This is a genomic window from Novosphingobium sp. (assembly GCF_027531025.1).
In the GTDB taxonomy this organism is placed as follows: Bacteria; Pseudomonadota; Alphaproteobacteria; order Sphingomonadales; family Sphingomonadaceae; genus Novosphingobium.
This window is the reverse complement of sequence record NZ_JAPZQX010000010.1, coordinates 103,504-124,965: the sequence shown is the minus strand read 5'-3', so window position 1 is coordinate 124,965 and position 21,462 is coordinate 103,504. Positions and strand designations below refer to the sequence as shown.

25 protein-coding genes are annotated in these 21,462 nt (G+C 66.3%); 15 read left to right on the top strand and 10 right to left on the bottom strand.

All coding sequences use genetic code 11. From position 1 onward, the window contains the following. Positions 1 to 14 precede the first annotated feature (14 nt). Positions 15 to 2,897 (top strand): pitrilysin family protein, encoded by a 2,883-nt coding sequence (locus O9281_RS14295; RefSeq protein ID WP_298187181.1) that lies wholly within the window; start codon positions 15 to 17, stop codon positions 2,895 to 2,897. A 112-nt stretch (positions 2,898 to 3,009) separates the two neighbouring features. After that, a complete protein-coding gene (locus O9281_RS14290) occupies positions 3,010 to 3,309 on the top strand; it encodes a hypothetical protein (RefSeq protein WP_298187179.1) in 300 nt (99 codons plus the stop codon). 85 nt (positions 3,310 to 3,394) lie between these two features. Here O9281_RS14290 and O9281_RS14285 read toward each other — a convergent pair whose 3' ends face one another. The 7 genes from O9281_RS14285 to rpsU all read right to left on the bottom strand — a co-directional run bounded on the left by O9281_RS14285 (position 3,395) and on the right by rpsU (position 9,254). Continuing rightward, positions 3,395 to 4,324, bottom strand: a complete 930-nt coding sequence (locus O9281_RS14285) for a hypothetical protein (RefSeq protein ID WP_298187177.1) — start codon at positions 4,322 to 4,324, stop codon at positions 3,395 to 3,397. After that, positions 4,321 to 4,944 (bottom strand): hypothetical protein, encoded by a 624-nt coding sequence (locus O9281_RS14280; RefSeq protein ID WP_298187176.1) that lies wholly within the window; start codon positions 4,942 to 4,944, stop codon positions 4,321 to 4,323. Before O9281_RS14280 ends, O9281_RS14285 begins: the two co-directional genes overlap by 4 nt. Before the next feature lie 86 nt (positions 4,945 to 5,030). After that, positions 5,031 to 6,521: an Asp-tRNA(Asn)/Glu-tRNA(Gln) amidotransferase subunit GatB gene (gene gatB / locus O9281_RS14275; RefSeq protein ID WP_298187174.1), complete on the bottom strand. Its 1,491-nt coding sequence runs from the start codon at positions 6,519 to 6,521 to the stop codon at positions 5,031 to 5,033. Position 6,522: 1 nt separating this feature from the next. Further along, a complete protein-coding gene (gatA, locus tag O9281_RS14270) occupies positions 6,523 to 8,010 on the bottom strand; it encodes an Asp-tRNA(Asn)/Glu-tRNA(Gln) amidotransferase subunit GatA (protein WP_298187172.1) in 1,488 nt (495 codons plus the stop codon). Then, on the bottom strand, positions 8,010 to 8,312 hold the full coding sequence (gene gatC, locus O9281_RS14265) for an Asp-tRNA(Asn)/Glu-tRNA(Gln) amidotransferase subunit GatC (protein WP_298187170.1): 303 nt from the start codon (positions 8,310 to 8,312) through the stop codon (positions 8,010 to 8,012). Before gatC ends, gatA begins: the two co-directional genes overlap by 1 nt. 83 nt (positions 8,313 to 8,395) lie before the next feature. Further along, positions 8,396 to 8,962, bottom strand: coding sequence for an FKBP-type peptidyl-prolyl cis-trans isomerase (locus tag O9281_RS14260; RefSeq protein WP_298187169.1), 567 nt, complete (start codon positions 8,960 to 8,962; stop codon positions 8,396 to 8,398). 85 nt (positions 8,963 to 9,047) lie between these two features. Continuing rightward, a complete protein-coding gene (gene rpsU, locus O9281_RS14255; RefSeq protein WP_147088947.1) occupies positions 9,048 to 9,254 on the bottom strand; it encodes a 30S ribosomal protein S21 in 207 nt (68 codons plus the stop codon). Positions 9,255 to 9,544: 290 nt separating this feature from the next. Here rpsU and O9281_RS14250 point away from each other — a divergent pair, with 290 nt between their 5' ends. Next, positions 9,545 to 9,796 carry a helix-turn-helix transcriptional regulator gene (locus O9281_RS14250; protein ID WP_298187167.1) on the top strand — a complete coding sequence of 84 codons (252 nt, stop codon included), beginning with the start codon at positions 9,545 to 9,547 and terminating at the stop codon, positions 9,794 to 9,796. After that, positions 9,789 to 10,253, top strand: coding sequence for a hypothetical protein (locus O9281_RS14245; protein ID WP_298187165.1), 465 nt, complete (start codon positions 9,789 to 9,791; stop codon positions 10,251 to 10,253). The genes O9281_RS14250 and O9281_RS14245 overlap by 8 nt, the downstream gene beginning before the upstream one ends. Before the next feature lie 8 nt (positions 10,254 to 10,261). Here O9281_RS14245 and O9281_RS14240 read toward each other — a convergent pair whose 3' ends face one another. Next, a complete protein-coding gene (locus O9281_RS14240) occupies positions 10,262 to 10,846 on the bottom strand; it encodes a hypothetical protein (protein ID WP_298187164.1) in 585 nt (194 codons plus the stop codon). Between the two features lie 186 nt (positions 10,847 to 11,032). On the opposite strand from O9281_RS14240, the gene O9281_RS14235 reads away from it, so the two are divergent. From O9281_RS14235 to fdhD, 9 genes are all read left to right on the top strand, one after another. Then, entirely contained in the window at positions 11,033 to 12,541 is a 1,509-nt protein-coding gene (locus tag O9281_RS14235) for a sodium:solute symporter (RefSeq protein WP_298187163.1), read from the top strand. Between the two features lie 177 nt (positions 12,542 to 12,718). Then, positions 12,719 to 13,108, top strand: a complete 390-nt coding sequence (gene crcB / locus O9281_RS14230) for a fluoride efflux transporter CrcB (protein WP_298187162.1) — start codon at positions 12,719 to 12,721, stop codon at positions 13,106 to 13,108. After that, on the top strand, positions 13,105 to 14,310 hold the full coding sequence (locus O9281_RS14225; RefSeq protein WP_298187161.1) for an RluA family pseudouridine synthase: 1,206 nt from the start codon (positions 13,105 to 13,107) through the stop codon (positions 14,308 to 14,310). Before crcB ends, O9281_RS14225 begins: the two co-directional genes overlap by 4 nt. Beyond that, positions 14,310 to 14,909, top strand: coding sequence for an FMN-binding negative transcriptional regulator (locus tag O9281_RS14220; RefSeq protein WP_298187159.1), 600 nt, complete (start codon positions 14,310 to 14,312; stop codon positions 14,907 to 14,909). The genes O9281_RS14225 and O9281_RS14220 overlap by 1 nt, the downstream gene beginning before the upstream one ends. Then, the gene (locus tag O9281_RS14215; protein ID WP_298187158.1) at positions 14,906 to 15,559 is read left to right on the top strand and encodes an HAD-IA family hydrolase; all 654 of its coding nucleotides are present in this window, start codon (positions 14,906 to 14,908) and stop codon (positions 15,557 to 15,559) included. Before O9281_RS14220 ends, O9281_RS14215 begins: the two co-directional genes overlap by 4 nt. Then, complete coding sequence (locus tag O9281_RS14210; RefSeq protein WP_298187156.1) at positions 15,556 to 15,771, top strand: hypothetical protein; 216 nt, start codon at positions 15,556 to 15,558, stop codon at positions 15,769 to 15,771. Before O9281_RS14215 ends, O9281_RS14210 begins: the two co-directional genes overlap by 4 nt. Continuing rightward, positions 15,768 to 16,460 carry an ATP12 family chaperone protein gene (locus O9281_RS14205; RefSeq protein WP_298187363.1) on the top strand — a complete coding sequence of 231 codons (693 nt, stop codon included), beginning with the start codon at positions 15,768 to 15,770 and terminating at the stop codon, positions 16,458 to 16,460. The genes O9281_RS14210 and O9281_RS14205 overlap by 4 nt, the downstream gene beginning before the upstream one ends. Positions 16,461 to 16,540: 80 nt before the next feature. Next, positions 16,541 to 16,918, top strand: a complete 378-nt coding sequence (locus tag O9281_RS14200) for a VOC family protein (RefSeq protein WP_298187155.1) — start codon at positions 16,541 to 16,543, stop codon at positions 16,916 to 16,918. Then, positions 16,897 to 17,682 carry a formate dehydrogenase accessory sulfurtransferase FdhD gene (gene fdhD, locus O9281_RS14195; RefSeq protein ID WP_298187152.1) on the top strand — a complete coding sequence of 262 codons (786 nt, stop codon included), beginning with the start codon at positions 16,897 to 16,899 and terminating at the stop codon, positions 17,680 to 17,682. Before O9281_RS14200 ends, fdhD begins: the two co-directional genes overlap by 22 nt. Here the strand turns inward: fdhD and metW are convergent. Then, on the bottom strand, positions 17,679 to 18,269 hold the full coding sequence (metW, locus tag O9281_RS14190; protein WP_298187151.1) for a methionine biosynthesis protein MetW: 591 nt from the start codon (positions 18,267 to 18,269) through the stop codon (positions 17,679 to 17,681). The genes fdhD and metW overlap by 4 nt on opposite strands. Then, positions 18,266 to 19,375 (bottom strand): homoserine O-acetyltransferase, encoded by a 1,110-nt coding sequence (locus tag O9281_RS14185; RefSeq protein ID WP_298187149.1) that lies wholly within the window; start codon positions 19,373 to 19,375, stop codon positions 18,266 to 18,268. Before O9281_RS14185 ends, metW begins: the two co-directional genes overlap by 4 nt. A 68-nt stretch (positions 19,376 to 19,443) precedes the next feature. Here O9281_RS14185 and hisC point away from each other — a divergent pair, with 68 nt between their 5' ends. Together hisC and O9281_RS14175 are read left to right on the top strand one after the other, a co-directional pair. Next, positions 19,444 to 20,550, top strand: coding sequence for a histidinol-phosphate transaminase (gene hisC, locus O9281_RS14180; protein ID WP_298187148.1), 1,107 nt, complete (start codon positions 19,444 to 19,446; stop codon positions 20,548 to 20,550). After that, a complete protein-coding gene (locus tag O9281_RS14175; RefSeq protein WP_298187147.1) occupies positions 20,547 to 21,458 on the top strand; it encodes a prephenate/arogenate dehydrogenase family protein in 912 nt (303 codons plus the stop codon). The genes hisC and O9281_RS14175 overlap by 4 nt, the downstream gene beginning before the upstream one ends. Positions 21,459 to 21,462 lie beyond the last annotated feature (4 nt).

Below are 21,462 nucleotides of genomic sequence, written 5' to 3'. Positions count from 1 at the left end.
TTCGGGGTCCATTCATGCGTCGCATCCTGCCTGTTTCCCTGCTGTCCATCGCCCTGGCCGCCTGCGCCGGCAATCCCGCGCCGCGCACCGCCGCCGCGCCGCCGCCGCCCGCACCGGTTGCAGCCCCGGCCCCCGCCAAGGCCGAACCGGCCCCGCTGGCCAAGCTCGTCAGCAAGGTTGACATTCCCTATGAAAGCTTCACGCTCGACAATGGCCTGACCGTGCTGGTCCACACCGATCGCAAGGCCCCGCTGATCGGCGTCACCACCTACTACCGCGTCGGCTCGAAGCACGAGCCGCGCGGCCGCACCGGCTTTGCCCACCTGTTCGAACACCTGATGTTCGGCGGCTCCGAAAACGTCGAGAACTTCGACATTCCGCTCGAAGCCGCGGGTTCGACCAGCACCAACGGGTCCACCTGGTACGATCGCACCAATTATGTCCAGACCGTGCCCAAGGGCGCGCTGGACCTGGCGCTGTTCATGGAAAGCGACCGGATGGGCCACCTCCTCGGCGCGGTCACCCAGGACAAGCTCGACAAGCAGCGGGGCGTTGTCCAGAACGAGAAGCGCCAGGGCGATAACGAACCCTATGGCCTGACCGACTATGTGATCGGCGAAGGGCTGTTCCCGGTCGGCCATCCCTATCGCCATTCCACCATCGGTTCGATGGCCGATCTCGATGCCGCCAGCATCCCCGATGTGCGCAAGTGGTTCATCGACAATTACGGGCCGAACAATGTGGTCATCGCGCTGGCTGGCGATATCGATGTCGCCACGGCCCGCGCCGCGGTGCAGAAGTGGTACGGCCACATCCCACGCGGCCCCGCCGTGCGCAAGGTCGAAGCCGGGCCGGTGACCCTGCCCGCCCCGGTAAAGCGCGAAATGGTCGATCAGGTGCCGGTTACCCGCATCTACCGCGTGTGGAGCGGGCCGGGCCTCAACGATGCCGATGCCGTGGCGCTCGATGTCGGCCTGCGTGTGCTGGGCGGCCTCTCCAGCTCGCGGCTGGACAATGCCCTGGTGCGCGGTGAGCAGCTGGCCGTCTCGGTCACTGCCAGCGCGCAGCAGTTCGAACAGACCAGCTTCCTGCAAGCGACGATGGACGTGAAGCCGGGGGTCGATCGCGCCCAGGCCGAAGCCCGGCTCGATGCGCTGATCGCCGAACTGATCGAAAAGGGTCCGACCGAGGACGAACTGCGCCGCGCCGCCACCAGCGCGGTTTCGGGCCAGCTCTTCGCGCTGGAACAGGTCGGCGGCTTTTCCGGCAAGGGCGCGCAGCTGGCCGAAGGGCTGCTCTATTCGGGCAATCCGGTGCAGTTCAAGCAGGACCTGGAGCGGATCGCGGCGCTCACCCCGGCGGAAGTCCAGGCCGCGCTCAAGCGCTGGCTGTCGCGCCCGGTCTTTGCCCTGGGGGTGACGCCGGGCAAGCGGACCGAGGACGGCGCGAAGATGGGCGGCTATGGCGATGAAGCCACCTCGCCCCCGCCCAAGCCCGATGCGAAGAAGCCCGCCCCGCCGCTCAAGACCGGCCCCAAGCGGGAGTTTCCGCCCGTCGCCCCGGTCGGCGACCTGACCTTCCCGGCGATCGAGCGCACGACGCTGGCCAACGGCATACCCGTTACCCTTGCCCGGCGCGGCAATGTGCCGACCGTGCTGGTGTCGATGAACTTCGATGCCGGCTTCGCGGCCGACCTGGCCGACAAGCCCGGCACCCAGTCGCTGATGCTGTCGCTGCTGGATGAAGGCACGACCACCCGCGATGCCACCGCGATTGCTGAAGAGCAGGAACGGCTGGGCGCGCGGTTGTCGACCGGTGCCGGGCTGGATGCCAGCTCGGTCACGCTGGCGGCGCTCAGCGCCAACCTGGCCCCCTCGCTGGACCTGATGGCCGATGTGGCGATCAACCCGGCCTTCGCCCCGGCGGAGGTGGAGCGGGTGCGCGGGCAGCAGCTGGCCAACCTCGCGCAGTCGATAGCCAATCCGCGCGGCCTGGCCAGCCGGACCCTGCCGACACTGCTGTTCGGCAAGGCTCACCCCTATGGCCTGCCCGGCGACGGGCTGGGCGACGAGGCTTCGGTCAAGAGCCTGACGCCCGAGGCGCTGCGCACCGCTCACGCCCAGTGGATCCGGCCCGACAATGCCCGGATCACCGTGGTCGGCGATGTGACCATGGCCGAATTGAAGCCGATGCTCGAAAGGAGCTTCGGCGCCTGGCGCGCCCCGGCCCTGCCGCGCCCGGCCAAGGCGCTCGATGCCCCGGTGCCCTCGGTCCAGCCGCGGATCGTGCTGATCGACCGGCCGGGTTCGCCGCAGTCGGTGATCGTCGCTGGCCGCGTGCTCGACCTGACCGGGCGCGACCAGGACAAGGAAGCGCTGGACCTGGCCAACGAAGTGCTGGGCAATGGCTTCCTCTCGCGACTCAACCTCAACCTGCGTGAGGACAAGGGCTGGTCCTATGGCGTGCGCAGCATCGTGTCCGCCCCGTTGGGCCGCCGCACGCTGAGCCTGGCTGCCCCGGTCCAGTCCGACCGCACCGGGGATTCGATCCGGCTGCTGCTGGAAGAGATGCGCGATTTTCCGGGCAAGAAGCCGGTCAACCCGACCGAACTCAACCGCGTGACCGATGGCAATGTGCGCGGCCTGCCCAACCGCTTCGAAACCAACGGCCAGGTGCTGGGCGCGATCGTCAACAACGAGCGGCTGGGCCGACCGGACAATTACATCGTCACCCTGCCCAGCCGTTATCGTGCGATCGATGCCAAGGCCATTGACGGCGCGGCCAAGCAGTGGCTCCATCCCGATGGCCTGGTCTTCGTGGTGGTGGGCGATCGCAAGCAGGTCGAACCGCAGCTCAAGGGCATTGGCCTGCCGGTTGAAATTGCCGCCGCACCCTGAGCGGTGGCAGTTGACAGCAGGCCCGCGCAAGGCGAATGAACAGGTTACTTACCCCCCTGTAAGTTAGCGGCCGGAATGTGTTAGTGGCCGGGTTAGTTAGAGGAGAGAACCGATGTCGATTGCAGGCACTTACGAATGCGTGACCAAGACCCCGATGGGCGACCAGAAGAGCGAGTTCACGATCGTTGTCGATGGTGACACCTTCACCGGCAAGAACCAGGGCGCGATGGGCTCGATGGACCTCGAGAACGGCAAGATCGACGGCAACAAGCTGACCTGGTCGATGAAGATGACCGTGCCGATGCCGATGACGCTGGAAGGCGAAGCCACCGTCGATGGTGACACCATCACCGGCGGCGTGAAGGCCGGCGCGTTCGGCACCTTCGCGATGAGCGGCACGCGCAAGGCCTGACCGGCCGCGCCAGCGCACAAGCAAGAGGGCGCCGGAGGGGTTTCCTCCGGCGCCCTTTTCTATGCCCGCCCGGTCGGCGCGCAGGCTACTTCTTGATCTTGACCTGGGCCTTGATCACCGGGCTCGGCACGTCCTGCCCAGTCCGCAGGTCGATCACCGTATCGCGGCGATAGCCCAGCACGCCCGGCACCGGCTGCATCCGGGTAATCGGCAGGGCATAGTAGTTGTTGAGCTTGCCGTGAGCGTGGAACTCGGCCTGGACCACCGGCAGCCCCTTCAGGCTGTTCGGCACACCAAAGGCCAGGGCCGGCGGGGCCATGCCCGGCGCCTCGACCGGCTCACCCTTGCGCGCGGCCTTTTCCTCGGCCCGGCGCCAGGCCTCGACCGAGGCGACATCCCAGTTCTTGGTCTGGGTCGGGGCGGCGAACAGGTAGTTGCCAAGATCGGTGATGACCCCCGCCTTCACCTCGAACCTTACCGTGCCCATGCAGAAGCACAGCCCGCCCGACACCATGCCGGGCTGCATCAGCAGCGGGCCATAGAAGATGTAAGTGCCCGGCTTCACCTGGTTGAGGTAATTGAACCGGCCGACAGCATCGTCCTTGCTGAAGATGTACATCGGGCCGAAGTTGACCATGTCGCGCAGCTCGATCGGATCGATCGAGAAGTTCTCCGCGCTCGGCTCGACCGGCTTGTCGGGGACCTTCTTCTTGGTCTGCACTGCGATGTTGGCGCGGCTCTGCCAGCTGCGCAGCTGTTCGGGATACTTCTTCTTCGCCTTCTCGAAGGCTTCGTCCCAGTCCTTCTTGTGCTCGGCACGGGTCCCTTCGTCGGGCACGCGCAGGAAAGCGCCGAACGTGCGAACCGGCGACTGGATGAAGATATAGCCCGAGGCCGGGTCAAGCTTCTGCTTGCCCGTGGCCAGGTTCTTTTCCTCCACCGCCTCGGCCGAGGCGAGCGAGGGCATGGCGAGCGCGGCGCAGGCGGCCGCAACGATCCGAAGCGCGATCTTCACAGCCCCAGCTCCTTCGTGACGGGTTTGGGACCAGAGGCGACCAGCGCCTGCAGCTCAAGCGCGTTGTCGCGCTCCCCTTCCTTCTTGCGGCCGTGGCCTTCCTCGAAATTGAAGTCCTTCCACAGGTCGCCGGTCAGGCCGTAGCGCTGATAGCCCTTGAAGCCCATGCAGTTGCGCAGGTTCACCCGGCGCTGCTGGCGGCGGGCGGCGGAACCGAAGATCGCATCGGCCAGCAGGCTGCCCACGGCCGAACCGATCCCGGCTGCCAGCACGCCATATTGCGCCGTGGCCCCGGCCAGTGCGGCGCTGTTGCCGCCCAGGTAGATGCTCGATCCGCTGGCCAGCGCATCGCACTCGCGGATGTCGGCATAGGCCTCGGCAAAGGTCACGTCGGCGCGGTGGAAATAGAAGTACTTGTCGAAATCGGCCTCGTCAGCCGGGGTGGGCGTGAAGGCCAGCTTCGGCATGGTCAGCGTGGCCGGATCGGGCAACTCGTAATCGACCAGTACCGTGGCCGCCTCTGCGGCCGGCTCAGGCGCTGCAGCCGCATCGCTGGCCGGCGGCGCAGCGGCATCCTGCGCCGCGGCGGGCACAGTCTGGACAAGGGCTGCAGCCAGCAACCCGCAAGCAAGTCTGGAAAACACGGAATTAGCCTCCCCCGGTATCTGCGCGAGGGAGACCAGATTCCTGCGCCCAAGGCAAGTACTTAGGCGAGCGCCTTGCGCAACAATTCGTTGACAACCTGCGGGTTGGCCTTGCCCTGCATGGCCTTCATCGTCTGGCCCACGAAGAACCCGAACAGCGCCTCCTTGCCGGCCTTGAATTCGGCCACCTTGTCGGCATTGTCGGCCAGGATCCGGGCAATCGCAGCTTCGATCGCGCCGGTGTCGCTGGTCTGCTTGTTGGCCTCGATCTCGGCCGCAAGGTCGATGTCGCTGGTCAGATAGGCGGCGAAGATCTCCTTGGCCTTGCTGCCGGAGATCACCCCGTCATTGGCCGCGACGATCAGCGCCACGTTGGCCGCGACGGTGTTCTTCGGATGGGCCGCGCCCAGGTCGATGCCCTTGAGCACGCCGGCGCGCTCCGACAGCAGCCAGTTGGCCACGCGCTTGGCCAGGTCCCGCTCGGCCTTGCCACTGGCCTTGACCACGGCGTCCAGCATTTCCTCGAACTGCTGGAAGGTTTCGACCTCCAGCGTCAGCTGCGCGGCGTCATAGGGCGAAAGCCCAAGCGCCGTTTTATAGCGGTGCCGCTTGGCATCGGGCAGCTCGGGCAGGCTAGCCTTACACTCTTCAAGGAAGGCATCGTCCAGTTCCAGCGGCAGCAGGTCCGGATCGGGGAAATAGCGATAGTCGTGCGCATCTTCCTTGCTGCGCATCGAGCGGGTTTCGTTCTTGTCCGGATCGTAGAGCCGGGTTTCCTGAACGACCTGGCCGCCATCCTCGATCACGCCCACCTGGCGGCGCGCTTCGCTTTCAACCACGGCCATGACGAAGCGGACCGAGTTGACGTTCTTGGTTTCGGTGCGGGTGCCGAACGGCTCGCCCGGACGGCGGACCGAAACGTTGACGTCCGCGCGCATCGAGCCCTGGTCCATGTTGCCATCGCACGAGCCGACATAGCGCAGGATCTGGCGCAGCTTGGCGAGGTAGGCTCCGGCCTCGGCCGGGCTGCGCATGTCCGGGCGGCTGACGATTTCCATCAGCGCCACGCCCGAGCGGTTGAGGTCGACATAGGACATAGTCGGGTGCTGATCGTGCATCAGCTTGCCCGCGTCCTGCTCGACGTGGATGCGCTCGATCCCGATGGTCTTGGTGCTGCCTTCGGGGTCCTTCTCGTCGAGGATCACCTCGATCGTCCCCTCGCCCACCAAGGGGTGGTAAAGCTGGCTGATCTGGTAGCCCTGCGGCAGATCGGCATAGAAGTAGTTCTTGCGATCGAACCGCGACCACTTGTTGATCTGGGCATTGATCGCCATGCCGGTGCGCACCGCCTGACGGATGCATTCGCGGTTGGGCACCGGCAGCATCCCCGGCATGGCCGCGTCGACCAGGCTGACCTGGGTGTTCGGTTCCGCCCCGAACGCGGTGGCCGCGCCAGAAAACAGCTTGGACTGCGAAGTGACCTGGGCATGGACTTCAAGGCCGATCACGACCTCCCACTCACCCGTTGCGCCCTGAATGCGATAACTGCTCATCTTACCACCACTTTTCCGGCTTGGCCGAGAACTGCGCGCGCGCCTCGATCGCGAGGCCAGCGTTGAGCACGCCCTGTTCGTCAAAGGCCTTGCCGACGATCTGCAGACCCAGCGGCAGCCCTTCGCGGTTCAGCCCGGCGGGGACCGACATGGCCGGCAGGCCAGCGAGGCTGGCCGGGACGGCGAAGACGTCGTTGAGGTACATGGACAACGGATCGTCGCTCTTTTCGCCGAGGCCAAAGGCGGCGGTCGGCGCCGTGGGCGCGAGGATCACGTCGCATTGCGTGAACGCGTTCTTGAAGTCCTGTGCGATCAGGGTGCGGACCTTCTGGGCCTGGGTGTAATAGGCGTCATAGAAACCCGCGCTCAGCACATAGGTGCCGATCAGGATGCGGCGCTTGACCTCGGCCCCGAACCCGGCGGCGCGGGTGGCGGCGTACATGTCCTGCAGGCCCGCCCCATCGGGCAGATCGCGCAGGCCATAGCGCACGCCATCATAACGGGCGAGGTTCGACGAGGCTTCGGCCGGGGCGATGATGTAATAGGCCGGCAGGGCGTACTTGGTATGCGGCAGCGAGACGTCGACGATTTCCGCGCCGGCATCCTTCAGCCATTCGATCCCGCGATCCCAGCTGGCGGCGACATCGGCGTCCATCCCGTCCATGCGGTATTCGCGCGGGATGCCCACCTTCTTGCCGCGAAGGTCACCGTTGAGACCGGCTTCCCATTCGGGCACCGGCAGGTTGAGGCTGGTCGCGTCCTTGGGATCGAACCCAGCCATGGCTTCCAGCATGATCGCGCAGTCGCGCACGTCGCGGGCCATCGGCCCGGCCTGGTCGAGCGAGCTGGCGAAGGCCACGATGCCCCAGCGCGAGCAGCGGCCATAGGTCGGCTTGATGCCTGAAATGCCCACAAAAGCTGCGGGCTGGCGGATCGAACCGCCGGTATCGGTACCGGTCGCCGCCGGAGCAAGCCGTGCGGCGACTGCAGCCGAGCTGCCGCCCGAGCTGCCACCCGGCGCGAGCGCGGCATTGCCGCCATCATTGCGCCGCCAGGGCGAGATGACATTGCCGAAATAGCTCGTCTCGTTCGACGAACCCATGGCGAACTGGTCAAGGTTGAGCTTGCCCAGCATCCCCGCCCCGGCATCCCACAGCTTCTGGCTGACGGTGCTTTCGTACTGCGGGGTGAACCCTTCAAGGATGTGGCTGGCCGCGGTGGTCTGCACGCCCTTGGTGGCGAACAGGTCCTTCATGCCGATCGGCACGCCGCCCATCTTGCCCAGCGGCTGGCCGGCGGCGCGCTTCGCATCGTTGGCCTTTGCTGCTTCTAGCGCCTGTTCGGGCGTAGTGACGATGAAGGCGTTGAGCGCCGCCGCAGCGGCGACATTGGCGTTGAACGCCTCGGCCACTTCGACGGCGGTAAACTCGCCCTTGGCCACGCCATCGCGGATCGCCGCGACGCCCAGTTCGGTCAGGTCGCTGCTCATTATTCGATCACCTTGGGCACGCCGAAGAAGCCGTGTTCGGCCGCCGGGGCATTGGCCAGCACGCCGTCGCGGTTGTCGCCGCCGGTCAGCGGATCGGCGTTGATCACGTCATCGCGCAGGCGCAGGTGGTTTTCGATCACCGCGGTCATCGGTTCGACCCCGGTGACATCGACTTCACCCAGCTGCTCGACCCAGGCGAGAATCCCGTTGAGTTCCGGCACCATCGCCGCAAGCTCGGCCTCGGACAGCTTGATCCGGGCCAGCGCGGCGATCTTGGCCACGGTGGCGGTATCGACCGACATGGCATTCCTTTGGTTACAATGATTACCCGCGCGCTAGCATCGGCCAGCGCGCCCTGCAACGATTTGCCTGCGGATCAGGCGGCTTATTGCGCCTGCGGCGGGGGCGGCGCGCCGGCCCCAGCTCCGGCGCCAGCCGGGCCACCGGCCCCGCCCTGCATCTGCTGCAATTGCTGCATCATCCGCATCTGCGCCTCGATCTCGGCCCGGCTCTTGAAATCGATCAGTTCGATTTCGAACACCAGGTCGGAATTGGCGGGGATTTCTACCGCGCCGGTCTGCGGGTTGCGCTGTTCCTGCGCGCCATAGGCCAGGGCAGCCGGAATCTCGACCTTGTACTTGCCGCCACGCTGCATCTTTTCCAGCGCCTGGGTGAAGCCAGGGATCACCCCTTCGACCGGGAACACCGCGCGTTCGCCCTGGTCGAACACCTTGCCGTTTTCGAGGCTGCCCTTGTAGTTGATCTGGACCACGTCCGCGATCGTCGGCGAAGGGCCGGTGCCAGCCTTGATCGTTTCGATATCGACCGAACCGGGCAGCGTGGCCCAGGCCAGCCCACCAGCGGCCAGTGCGGCAGCGGCCACGCCCAGCCACAGCTTGGCCAGCGCGCCCTTGGCGATCGGTTGCAGCGGAACGCGGGTGATCTCGGTCATGCGAAACGTCTTCCTGTTGGGCGCCAAAGCAAAGGGCGCGGATTGCTCCGCGCCCTCATGGCTTATCGCGCTTGTCGGTTCAAGCTTACTTGACGCCGTCACGCTCCATCCGCTTGCGCTCCATCTTGCGGGCGCGGCGGACAGCGGCAGCCTTTTCACGGGCGCGCTTTTCGGACGGCTTTTCAAAGTGGCGGCGCAGCTTCATCTCGCGGTACACGCCCTCACGCTGCAGCTTCTTCTTAAGCGCGCGCAGAGCCTGTTCGACATTGTTGTCGCGGACGAGAATTTGCATAAACCGACACACCTCTCAAACGAAGGATGAGAGCCCCGCGCGAATCTGGTGCGGGGATGCACCCTAACGAAAAGCAACGAAAAACCGGGCCAAATCCGAACAGGACCAGCTCGAAGTGGCGCGCCGTTAGCAAGGAGTCGGACCAAAGGCAAGCTTTTGCGGGCAATTGCCGCGCATGGCGCCCCACAAACCGCCCAGAGATCACCCATCTGAGCCATTCTGCGCCGAATTGCACGTGATTTCACTTTTTGTTGTGTATGTACAACGAATCAGATATTGAACCTAACATATTGTTCAACCGCATCAACCTTTTTCGCCAGGAACGGGGCCTGTCGCGCAAGGAGCTGGCCGAACTGGTCGGGGTCAACCCGCAGACCATCGGCTATCTCGAACGTGGCGATTACCGGCCCACCGTAGAACTGGCGCTCAAGCTGGCCCAGGCCTTTGGCGTCAGCGTCGAAACGCTGTTCGCGCTTGAACCCTTTCCTTCCCTTGCCGAGCAGCTTGACCGTCGGGCTGCCAAGGAGACCGACCATGACTGACACCCAGACCGCCCGCTTTGTCCGGATCAACCTGAGCCCGCGCACCAGCAAACTGCTTGGCAGCTATGCGCTGGTTGCCATGCATGGCTGGTTCCTGATCAAGCTAGGCCTGCCATCGCAAAGCGGCGCGGCCGAGGTCGCCGTGGGGGTGGCTGCCATCACCGGCATGCTGGCCAGCATCGTGTTTTTCATCAGCACTTACGGCGTGATCGCCAATGCGCCTGATGCCGCGCTGGACGAACGTGAACTGGCCGAGCGCAACCGGGCCTATTTCGGCGCGTTCAAGTATCTGGTCTTGATGACCGTCTTGGGTGGCATGGTGCCCGAATTCCTCGCCAAGCTGTTCAATTTCGAACTGTCGGTCGGGGTGCTGAAGAACTTCATCCTGCTGATGTTCACCACCGCGCTGGTCCTGCCCGGCTTCCTGATCGCCTGGGCGGAGCGGGACGAAGCCTGAGCGCCGCGCTAAAGCGGTTCGGCCGAAATCGCGATCCGGAACTGCGCGCCCTGGCCAGGCGGATAGAACCCAGCTCTTTCGCCGAACACCAGGGTCATCGGCTCCGGCTTGCTGAAGTAGTCACGGTGCAGGAAAAAGCTCTGGACCGGCTCGATCCTGTCCGCCGGGTCCTGCGGGTAAAACAGCGCAGCCGTGAAATCGGTCGTCGGGGACGAAAAGAAGATTGCAACGTGCTGCAACTGCCACCGGCACAGGCCCTGGCCGAAATAGTCCGCATCGCGCAAGGCATCGCGGTGAAACAGCGCTTCATAGCGGTTCTCGCCGAGCGGCTTTAGCGACAGGTCCAGCTTGTATTCGGGCGGCAGAACGGCCCCGCTGAACGGCCGGGCCTTGACGCATGTCTCGTTCTCCACCCGGTAAACGGCTTCGGCGCGCACCTTGCTGAACGGGCCGGGCGCATCCTCGAACCGGAAATCGAGCCGCTGGGCATCGGCCGCAGCCGGATTGCGTTCGATCTGCGGCTCGATCGCCCCCCGCCCGCAGCCGCTCAGCAGCAAGGCTGAGATAAGGGCAGCAAGGGCATGCCTGATCATCGCTTGGCTCCGCTTGCGTGGTGCTGGTGGCTCAGCTGGCCATCGAGCGCCCGCGCCAGACTTTTTGGGCAACCACCAGAGCGTCGCAAGCGCTGGCGGGATACCGGGACAACAAGGCCGGTCGGGCAACAGGAAGCAGTGTCCCAGGCGTCGCTTTCGCGCTAGACGCCGCAATCAGGGGGACCAATGCGCACCACATTCACGACTGCCGACTGGGCCGTGCTGGGACTTTATGTGATGCTGCTGGCGCTGGCCGGGTGGCTGACCACGCGGCGGGGGATGCGATCCGAGGACTACTTCCTCGCCGGACATCACGCGCCGACCTGGCTGGTGGCGATCTCGGTGCTCTCAACCGTGCAATCAGCCGCAACGTTCCTGGGCGTGCCGGACTTCGCCTATCGCGGCAACTTCACTTATATTGGCGGGGTCTTCGCCTCGCTGGTCGCGGCCTGGCTGGTGGGCCACTGGCTGATGCCGCGTTTCTATGCCGCCGGGGTGACCACGGTTTACGAACTGCTGGAGGCGCGCTTCGATGCGACGGCGCGGCGGGCGGCAGCGGCGATGTACCTGGTCGGGCGGATCCTGGCGAGCGGGGCGCGACTCTATCTTGCTGCCATTGCCGTCTCGATGATCCTGTTCCTGGATGTAGCGCCGGGGCACATGCTGGTCGCCATGCTGATCCTGTTGGTGTTCGGATTGGCCTTTACCTTCATGGGCGGGCTCAATTCGGTGATCTGGAGCGACCTGGTGCAGGTGGTCCTCTATGTTGGTGCCGCTTTGGTGGTCGCTTGGTACCTGTGGAGTGGCCTGCCAATGACGCTTGAGCAGGCCTTGAACACCCTGCAATCCGCGCCCGGCGGGCAAGACAAGCTGCAATTGGTCGACCCCTCGTTCAGCCTCTCGGCCCCCTTCGGTCTGTGGGCTGTGCTGACCGGGGTGGTCCTCCTCAACTTCGCCAATGCCGGGCTGGATCAGGACACCACCCAGCGCGTCCTCGCCTGCCGCAATGCCCGGCAGGGGACGCGGGCGCTGGTCGTTTCAGCCTGGGCCTCGCTCCCCGTAATCCTGCTGTTCCTGACCATCGGCGCGCTGCTGTGGCTGTATTACCAGGGGAACGCTGCTAGCAGCTACAATGGCGAGAAAGTCACTGTTTTCATGCACTATATTCTCACCCAGCTGCCGCCGGGCCTGCGCGGGCTGGTGACGGTGGGGGTAATAGCGGCGGCGGCGATCAATTCGGGGCTGATCTCGATGTCGGCCGTGCTGGTCAACGACCTCTACCGGCCTTTTGCGGGCCAGCGGAGCGAGGCGCACTATGTCCGAATGGGGCGGATTGCCACGGTTATGCTGGGCTTTGCGCTGTTCGCCATGGCGGTGCTGTCCTATTACTGGCAGCGGTATGCCGATACCGCCCTGCTCGACTTCGTGCTGGGGGTAATGGCCTTTGCCTATTCCGGGCTGCTGGGGGTCTATGGCGTTGCGCTGTTTTCAAAGCGGGGCTCTTCCGCCAGCGTCCTTGCCGCCTTTGCCGCCGGGTTCCTGACCGTGCTGGCTTTCCAGCCCTATGTGATCGACGCGCTGGGGCTGCCCGCCGCGCTCAAGGGCGTGGCCTTCCCCTGGCACCTGTGCCTTGGCACCGTGGTGGCGGCGTTGGTCTGTTTGTTGGCGCCGGGGAAGGCGCGCCCCTCTCGCTAAGAGTCACCCCGGACTTGTTCCGGGGCGGTGCTGCCTTCCTGCGGCGGTCCGGCTCTGGGCTAGCGTCGCAGAAGAAAAGCACTGCCCCGGAACAAGTCCGGGGTGACAAGGCAGGTTGAATCGCCCTCTAATGCGCAAGGGTGGCGGATTGGCCAAACCCCGGCTAAGGCACCGGGCATGACCGCCCCGCCCTCATTCGTGGCCGCATCGCTGACCGTCGCCGCTGGCGGCGCGTTTGGCGCATGGCTGCGCTTTGCGGCGGGCAGGCTGATTGGCGCGGGGCCGTTTCCCTATGCCACGCTGACCGTCAACGTGCTGGGAAGCCTGGCGATGGGGCTGCTGGCCGGTTGGCTGGCGCGTCACGGTCAGGGTGGCGAAACCTGGCGGCTGCTGCTGGGCGTCGGGGTGCTGGGCGGGTTCACCACCTTTTCGGCCTTCAGCCTTGAGATCGCCTTGATGATCCAGCGTGGGGCCATGGCGCAGGCCGCGCTCTATATTGCCCTGTCGCTGGCTGGCGGCGTGGGTGGACTGTTTGCCGGGCTGGCCCTGGCGCGAGGAATTGCATGAGCACGGAAGTTCGCCAGTTTACCGTCCAGCATGATGACGACGGCGTGCGGCTTGACCGCTGGTTCAAGCGTCACCTGCCGCAGGTCGGGTTTGCCACGGTCAGCCGCTGGGCCCGCACCGGCCAGATCCGGGTGGATGGCAAGCGCGCCGATCCGGCCGACCGCCTTGCGGCCGGGCAAGTGGTGCGCGTCCCCCCCGGCGGCGATACTCCGGCCAAGGGCGGCGCCAAGCCGCGCCGCGAGCTCTCTGACGAGGAAATCGCCCGGGCCGAGGCCATGGTCATCACCCAGGACCGCGCCGCCATCGTGCTGAACAAGCCGCCGGGCCTTGCGACGCAAGGCGGCAGCGGCATGAAGGAGCATGTCGACGGGCTACTCGATGCCTTTGCCCATGACGGGCCGCGCCCGCGGCTGGTTCACCGGCTCGACAAGGATACGTCTGGCGTCCTGCTCATCGCCCGCACCCCGGGCAGCGCGGCGTTCTTTTCCAAGCGCTTTTCGGGGCGCACCGCGCGCAAGATCTATTGGGCGATCATCGCCGGCGTCCCCTCGGTCGAGGATGGCCTGATCGACCTGCCGCTGGCCAAGCAGCCCGGCACCGGCGGCGAAAAGATGATGGTCGACAAGTCTGGCGAAGGCCAGCCGGCCCGGACCCGCTACCGCGTGCTCGACCGCGCCGGAAATCGCGCCTGCTGGGTCGAGCTGCAACCGCTGACCGGGCGCACCCATCAGCTGCGCGTCCACATGGCCGCGATTGGCCACCCGATCGTCGGCGATGGCAAGTATGGCGGGCCGGAAGCCTTCCTGTCCGGCTCGATCAGCCGCAAGATGCACCTTCACGCGCGCCGCCTGATCATCGACCACCCCGATGGCGACGTGATCGATGTGCGGGCGGAATTGCCCGAGCACTTTGCCAATACCATGGCCAACCTCGGCTTTGACGAGGAGGACGGCGACGCTCTGCCCGAGCCGTACAAGCCCGGAAAAGCCGACGAGAAACAGGCCGCAAAGGCCCATGCCAAACAGGTCCGCAAGGAACGCCGCGGCGAACGGCGCGGCCGCGCCGAGGGCCGGGTCGCCACCCGCAAACCGCCCACCAAACGCGGCCCGACCAAGGGCAAGGGCAGTCCCAAACCGGCCGCGAAGAAGCCAGGGCCAGGTCCGGCGCCCAAAACAGGACCGAAGCCGACAGGTAAGCGCTGATGCACCCCAATTCCGCGTTCCGCCGCGATGATCGCGCCTTGCTGGAAACCCTGATCGACGAGATCGGGTTCGGTATGGTCTTTGCCACCACCCCCGATGGCCCGCGCGTGGCCCACGTGCCGCTGGTGTCGACCGGCGATGGCGCGCTGCAGTTCCACCTGGCGCGTGGCAATGCCCTGACCAGGCACATCGACGGCATGACCGTGCTGGCGGTAATCAACGGGCCGGATGGCTATGTCAGCCCGCGCTGGTATGCCGATCCGGTTCAGGTCCCGACCTGGAACTATGTCGCGCTGGAACTGGAAGGCCGGGTGCGGCGGATGGATGGCGATGGCCTGTTGGGCCACCTTGAAGCCCTGTCGGCGCGCGAGGAGGCCCGGCTGGACGGCCCGCCCTGGACCATGGACAAGGCCCCGGAGGACTATCTCCGCAAACTGATGGCCGGGATCGTGGGTTTCGAACTCGAAGTGCTGGCCTGGCGCGAGACGCTGAAGCTCAGCCAGAACAAGCCGGCCGACGAACGCGAGCGGGTTGCCGCCGGGCTGGAAAGCCAGGGTGCCAGCGCGATAGCGGCGCTGATGCGGACCCTGGCCAAGTGAACCAGCGGCTCGCCGTTTTCGATTGCGATGGCACGCTGGTCGATGGCCAGGCCGGGGTCTGTGCAGCAATGGACGCGGCCTTTGCCGCCCACGGCCTGGCCGCGCCCGATCATCACATCGTCCGCCGCGTGGTTGGCCTCAGCCTGCCGCAAGCCATCCGGCTGTTGCTGCCTGAGGGCGACGAGGTCGTTCGCCAGGGGATCGACGCCGAATACCGCCGCGCCTTTCGCGCCGCGCGGGAAGCCGGGCACCTGGTCGAGCCGCTCTATGCCGGGATCCGTGAAACGCTGGACGCCTTGCGCGGCGCCGGCTGGGCGCTGGCGGTGGCCACCGGCAAATCGGATCGCGGGCTGGAGCATTGCCTGGCCACGCATGGTCTCAGCGGCCACTTCATCTCGCTGCAAACGGCCGACCGGCATCCGTCAAAGCCGCATCCAGCCATGCTGGAAGCCGCCCTGTTCGAAGCCGGCGTAATGCCCGATCAGGCGGTGATGATCGGCGATACGGCCTATGACATGACCATGGCGGTCAATGCCGGGGTGCGCGGCCTGGGGGTGGACTGGGGCTATCACACCCCGGCCGAACTGGCCGACGCCGGCGCTGCCGCCGTCGCCCGCGATCCCGCCCACCTGCTGGAGTTGCTGCAATGACCGAAGATGAAGCCCGCGCCCGCAGCCGCTTCATGGTGATCCAGATCGTGCGCCTGACTGGCCTCGGTCTGTTCCTGTTCGGCCTGCTGGCGATTGCCGGACGGGTCGAACTGCCGGTCGCCGCGGGCTATTTGCTGGCCGTGGTCGGCATGGCCGAAATGCTGGTCGTGCCGCTGATCCTGTCGCGGAAGTGGAAAAGTCCGAAGCCATGAAGCGGTTCTACAAGGAGGCGCTGGCCCTTGCCGAAGGCAGCGGCTGGCAGGTCAAGCTGGATGGCCGCGGGGTGAAGACGGTCGGCGGACGGCCGCAAGTGCTGCCCAGCCGCGCCCTGGCCGAGGCGCTGGCCGCCGAATGGGCGGCGCAGGAAGAGACCATTGTTCCCGCCAGCTTCGTGCTGCGCGACATGGCTGACTATGCACTGGATGTCGTGGCCCCGGATCCCGTTGCCACCGTTGCGGGCCTGATCCGCTATGCCGAGACCGATACGCTGTGCTACCGCGCCGATCCCGGCGAAGCGTTGCACGCCCGGCAGCTGGAGCGCTGGGAGCCGCTGCTGCAGGCGGCCGAAGCACGGTACGGGGTGCGGTTCGAGCGGGTCAGCGGGATCATCCACCGCCCCCAGCCAGGCGAGACCCTGGCCCACCTGCGGGATTTGCTGAACGGGCTGGATCCCTTTGCCCTGGCCGCGCTCAACACGCTGACCTCGCTTGCCGCCTCGCTGGTGATCGGTCTTGCCGCGCTCGAACCCGATGCCGATGCCGGGGCGCTGTGGATCGCCGCCGAGCTTGAGGAGGAATGGCAGGCCGAGCTGTGGGGCCGCGATGCCGAGGCCGAGGACCGCCGCACCCGCCGCGCCGCCGCCTTTGCCACTGCCGCCCGCTTTGCTGCCCTTGCGCGATAGGGCTTGCGAAACGATTGACCTTCTTAAGCGTGCGCTTAAACAGGTCGCTTCCCGCAACCCAAGAGAGAGGAACCAGGGCGATGTACAGCCACATGATGGTGGGCAGCAACGACATCGATCGTTCGAAGGCATTCTATGACGCGCTGTTTGGCGCGGTGGGCGGCAAGCCCGGGATCGTCGACCCCAAGGGTCGCCTGATCTACATGCACAACGGTTCGATGTTCCTCGTCACCAAGCCAATCGATGGCGAAGCGGCGACTCCCGGCAACGGCATGACCATCGGCTTTGCGATGGAAAGCCCGGCCCAGGCCGATGCCTGGCACGCGGCTGGCGTGGCCGCTGGCGGCAAGGCGATCGAAGACCCGCCGGGCGTGCGCGAAGGCGCGGGCATGAAGCTGTACCTGGCTTACCTGCGCGATCCCGATGGCAACAAGCTGTGCGCGCTGCACCGCATGTAGCCACGACTTCGACCACCGAGGTCAGGCCTGACGGCACCCGGCGCGCGATCACGCGGCGCTGGGTGCCGGAAGCCCCGGTGGCGCTGGAATTCAATGGCCTGTCCTATGCGGTGATGATGGCGAGCCCGCAGGACCTCGAAGATTTCGCCACCGGTTTCGCACTGAGCGAAGGGCTGGCCAGCAGCGCCGCCGACATTGCCGACATCGCCATTGCCGAAGTGCCGCAGGGCTGGATCGTCCGCGCCCGGCTGGCGGGGCTGGGCATCGACAAGCTGGAAGACCGGGTGCGCCGCCGCGTCGCGGAATCGAGCTGCGGCCTGTGCGGGATCGAGAACCTGGCCGAAGTCGCCCGTCCCCTGCCCCCGGTCGCCGGGCATGAACCGATCGAACCTGTCGCAATCTTCGCGGCGCTGGCTGCCTTGCGCGATCACCAGCCGCTGGGCCGGGAAACCGGCGCAGCCCATGCCGCCGCCCATTGCCGCGCCGATGGCACCATCACCACCGTGCGCGAGGACGTGGGCCGCCACAACGCGCTCGACAAGCTGATCGGTGCCAAGGCCCGCGCGGGCGAGCCTCTGGCGCCAGGCTTCGTCCTGTCGACCGCGCGGTGCAGCTACGAAATCGTCGAGAAAGCTGTGCGCGGCGGGGCAACCAGCCTGGTCTGCATCTCCCTGCCCACATCACTCGCGGTCGAACGCGCCAGCACTGCCGGCCTCAGCCTGTGGGCGCTGGCCCGCGATGACTCGGTACTAAAGGTCGCCTAGCGCGAGAGCAGGAATACCGCGTGCTCGGCCCGCCAGCTGGCCGCCGCATCGCTGATCCGCTTGTCACCCGACAGGAACCAGGCGCCCTCCACGGTCAGGTGCTTGGCCGCCACCAGGTCGCGGAAATCGCTGACTGTCACGTGGTGGATATTGGGGGTCTCGTACCAGGCGACCGGCAGCAGCCGCGTCACCGGCATCCGTCCGTGCCACAACAAGCTGGCCCGCACCCGCCAGTGGCCGAAGTTGGGAAAGCTGACAAAGGCCTTGCGGCCCACGCGCAGCAGTTCGTCCAGCACCTTGTCCGGGCGCTTGGTGGTCTGCAGCGTCTGGCTGAGGATCGCGTAATCGAAGGCGGCGTCGGGATAGTCGACCAGGTCGGTGTCGGCATCGCCCTGCATCACCGAGAGACCCTTGGCGACGCATTCGGCCACGTCGTGCGGATCGAGCTCCATGCCGCGTGCATCGACCTGCTTGCCATCGCGCAGCGCCGCCAGCAGCGCGCCATCGCCGCAGCCGATATCGAGCACCCGCGATCCGGGCGCGACATTGGCGGCAATCACCGCAAGGTCGGGACGCAAGGCGCTCATTGCTTCAGGAATCCTTCGATGACCCGGTCGAGCGCGGGGACATCGAGCAGGAAGCTGTCATGCCCGAACGGCGCCGACAGCTCGACAAAGCTGACCGGCGCACCGGCGGCGTTGAGGGCGTGGGCGATCGTGCGGCTTTCCGCCGTTGGATAGAGCCAGTCGGTATCGAAGCTGACCAGGCAGAACCGGGCCTTGCTGGCGCGGAAGGCATCGGCGAGGCGCCCGCCGTGCTCTTCGGCCAGGTCAAAATAGTCCATCGCCCGGGTGATATAGAGATAGGAGTTCGCATCGAACCGATCGGTGAAGCTCAGCCCCTGGTGGCGCAGGTAGCTTTCGACCTGGAAATCGGCATCGAAGCCGAAGGTCTTTTCCGTGCGGTCCTGCAGCTTGCGGCCGAACTTTTCGTGCATCCCCTCTTCCGAGAGGTAGGTGATGTGCGCGGCCATGCGGGCGACTGAAAGGCCCTTTTCCGGGCCTTTGCCGCTGCCGTAATAGTCACCGCCCTTCCATTTGGGATCGGCCATGATGGCCTGGCGGCCCACTTCGTGAAAGGCGATGTTCTGGGCCGAATGGCGCGCGGTCGAGGCGATGACCAGCGCGGCGCGGGTCCGCTCCGGCCAGTTGGCGGCAAACGACAGCGCCTGCATGCCCCCCATCGATCCGCCAACCACGGCATGAAGCTGCTCGATCCCCAGCGCATCGAGCACGCCGACCTGAGCGCGGACCATGTCGCGGATCGTGATCACCGGAAAGCGCATGGCATAGGGCTCGCCATCGGGGCCCGCGCTGGCCGGTCCGGTCGAGCCATAGCAACCGCCCAGCACATTGGCGCAGATCACGAAGAACCGGTCGGTATCGATCGGCTTGCCCGGCCCCACCATCCTTACCCACCAGCCCGGCTTGCCGGTGATCGGATGCGGGCTGGCGACGCACTGATCGCCGGTCAGCGCATGGAAGATCATCACCGCGTTGGAGCGGACGGCATCCAGCTGACCATAGGTCTCGTAAGCCACCCGCACGCCGCCAAGCTGCTGCCCGCCATCAAGGGCCAGCGGCTGGGCCAGTTCGAGGACATGGCTTTGGGCATGAAGCGCGGGTTCAACCATCGCGGCGGGCTTGGTCCAGCGCGCGCGGGCTGTCAATTGCCCGCAAGCCTGCTAAGGGCCTCGCCATCATGACCAACGCCCCTGCCCCCGCACCCAAGCCGTGGATCGAAGCGATCCACGCCTATGTCCCCGGCAAGGCCACCGGTGCCGACGGCCGCCCGCTGGTCAAGCTGTCCGCCAACGAGAACCCGCTGGGCACCAGCGCGGCGGCGCTGGCGGCGCGGGCCCATGCGCAGCAGCCCAGCCTCTATCCCGATCCGGGCAGCACCGATCTGCGCGAGGCGCTCGGCACCTTGCACGGGATCGATCCGGCCCGGATCGTGCTGGGCACAGGATCGGACGAATTGCTCAACCTCGCCGCGCAGGGCTATGCCGGACAGGGTGACGAGGTGCTGTTCTCGCGCTTCAGTTTCGCGGTCTATGACATTGCCGCGCGGCGCTGCGGCGCGGTGCCGGTCGAGGCACCGGACAAGGACTATGGCAGCGATGTCGATGCCTTGCTGGCCGCGCTGACCGAACGGACGCGGGTGGTGTTCCTGGCCAATCCCAACAACCCCACCGGCACTTACCTGCCCGCCTCCGAAGTGGCGCGGCTCCACGCCGGCCTGCCAGGTGACGTGCTGCTGGTGCTGGACCAGGCCTATGCCGAATACCTGACGCCGGAGGACGACGATCACGGCCTCGCGCTGGCCGCCGCGCATCCGAACGTGCTGGTCACCCGGACCTTTTCCAAGATCTATGGCCTGGCGGGCGAGCGGATCGGCTGGGCCACCGGCGCACCGGGGCTGATCGATACGCTGAACCGCATTCGCGGCCCCTTCAATGTGACCAACAGCGGCCAGGCCATGGCGCTGGCCGCCGTGGCCGACCAGGCCTTCGTGATCGCCTCGCGCGAGCACAACCGGGCCGAGCGCGCCCGCTTCGTGAGCGCGATCGAGGCGCTGGGCAACCACGGCCTGCGCCCCGTGCCGAGCGAGGCCAACTTCGTGCTGGTGCTGTTCGAAGGGGCTCTGAGTGCCGAGGCGGCTTATCAGGGCCTCGCAGAGCGCGGCTATATCGTCCGCTGGCTGCCCAACCAGGGGCTCGGTCATGCGCTGCGCATCACCATCGGCTCTGCCGATCAGATGGATGCTATCGCCACCGCCCTGCGCGAAATGGCCGAGGCGGCGCGATGAAGTTCGAACGCGTCGCCATCATTGGCCTTGGTCTGCTGGGCGGTTCGATCGGCCTCGCGGTCAAGGAACATCTGCCGCAGGTGGAGACTACCGGCTGGGACCGCGATCCCGCCACCCGCGCCCGGGCTGCCGAGCGCGGCCTGGTTGGCACGGTCTGCGAAACCGGGGCCGAGGCGGTCGCCGGGGCCGACCTGGTGGTCTTCTGCGTACCGGTTGGCGCAATCGGCGCGGTTGCGGCGGACCTGGCCGCGGCCATCCCGGCCGATGCCGTGATCAGCGATGTCGGTTCATCCAAGCTGAGCGTTGCCAAGGCGCTGGCTGAAGCCCTGCCGGGCCATTGCGTGATCCCGGCCCACCCCGTTGCCGGGACCGAGCGGTCCGGGCCGGACGCGGGCTTTGCCAGCCTGTTCCACAACCGCTGGTGCATCATCACTCCGCCCGAAGGCGTGGATGCCGACAAGCTGGCCGCCCTGTCTACCTTCTGGGAAGGCCTTGGCGCCAAGGTCGAACTGATGGACCCGCAGCATCACGACCTGGTGCTCGCCGTGACCAGCCACCTGCCGCACCTGATCGCCTATACCATCGTCGGTACGGCCTCCGACCTTGAAGGCGTGACCCAGAGCGAGGTGATCAAGTATTCGGCCGGCGGTTTCCGCGACTTCACCCGCATCGCCGCCTCCGATCCGACCATGTGGCGCGACGTGTTCCTGACCAACAAGGACGCGGTGCTGGAAATGCTCCAGCGCTTCAGCGAGGACCTGACCGCGCTACAGCGTGCAATCCGCTGGGGTGATGGCGATACCCTGTTCGAGCTGTTCACCCGCACCCGCGACATCCGCCGTTCAATCATCGAACAAGGGCAGGACGATGCCCGGCCCGACTTTGGCCGCAGCGATCACGCTGGTTGATTTC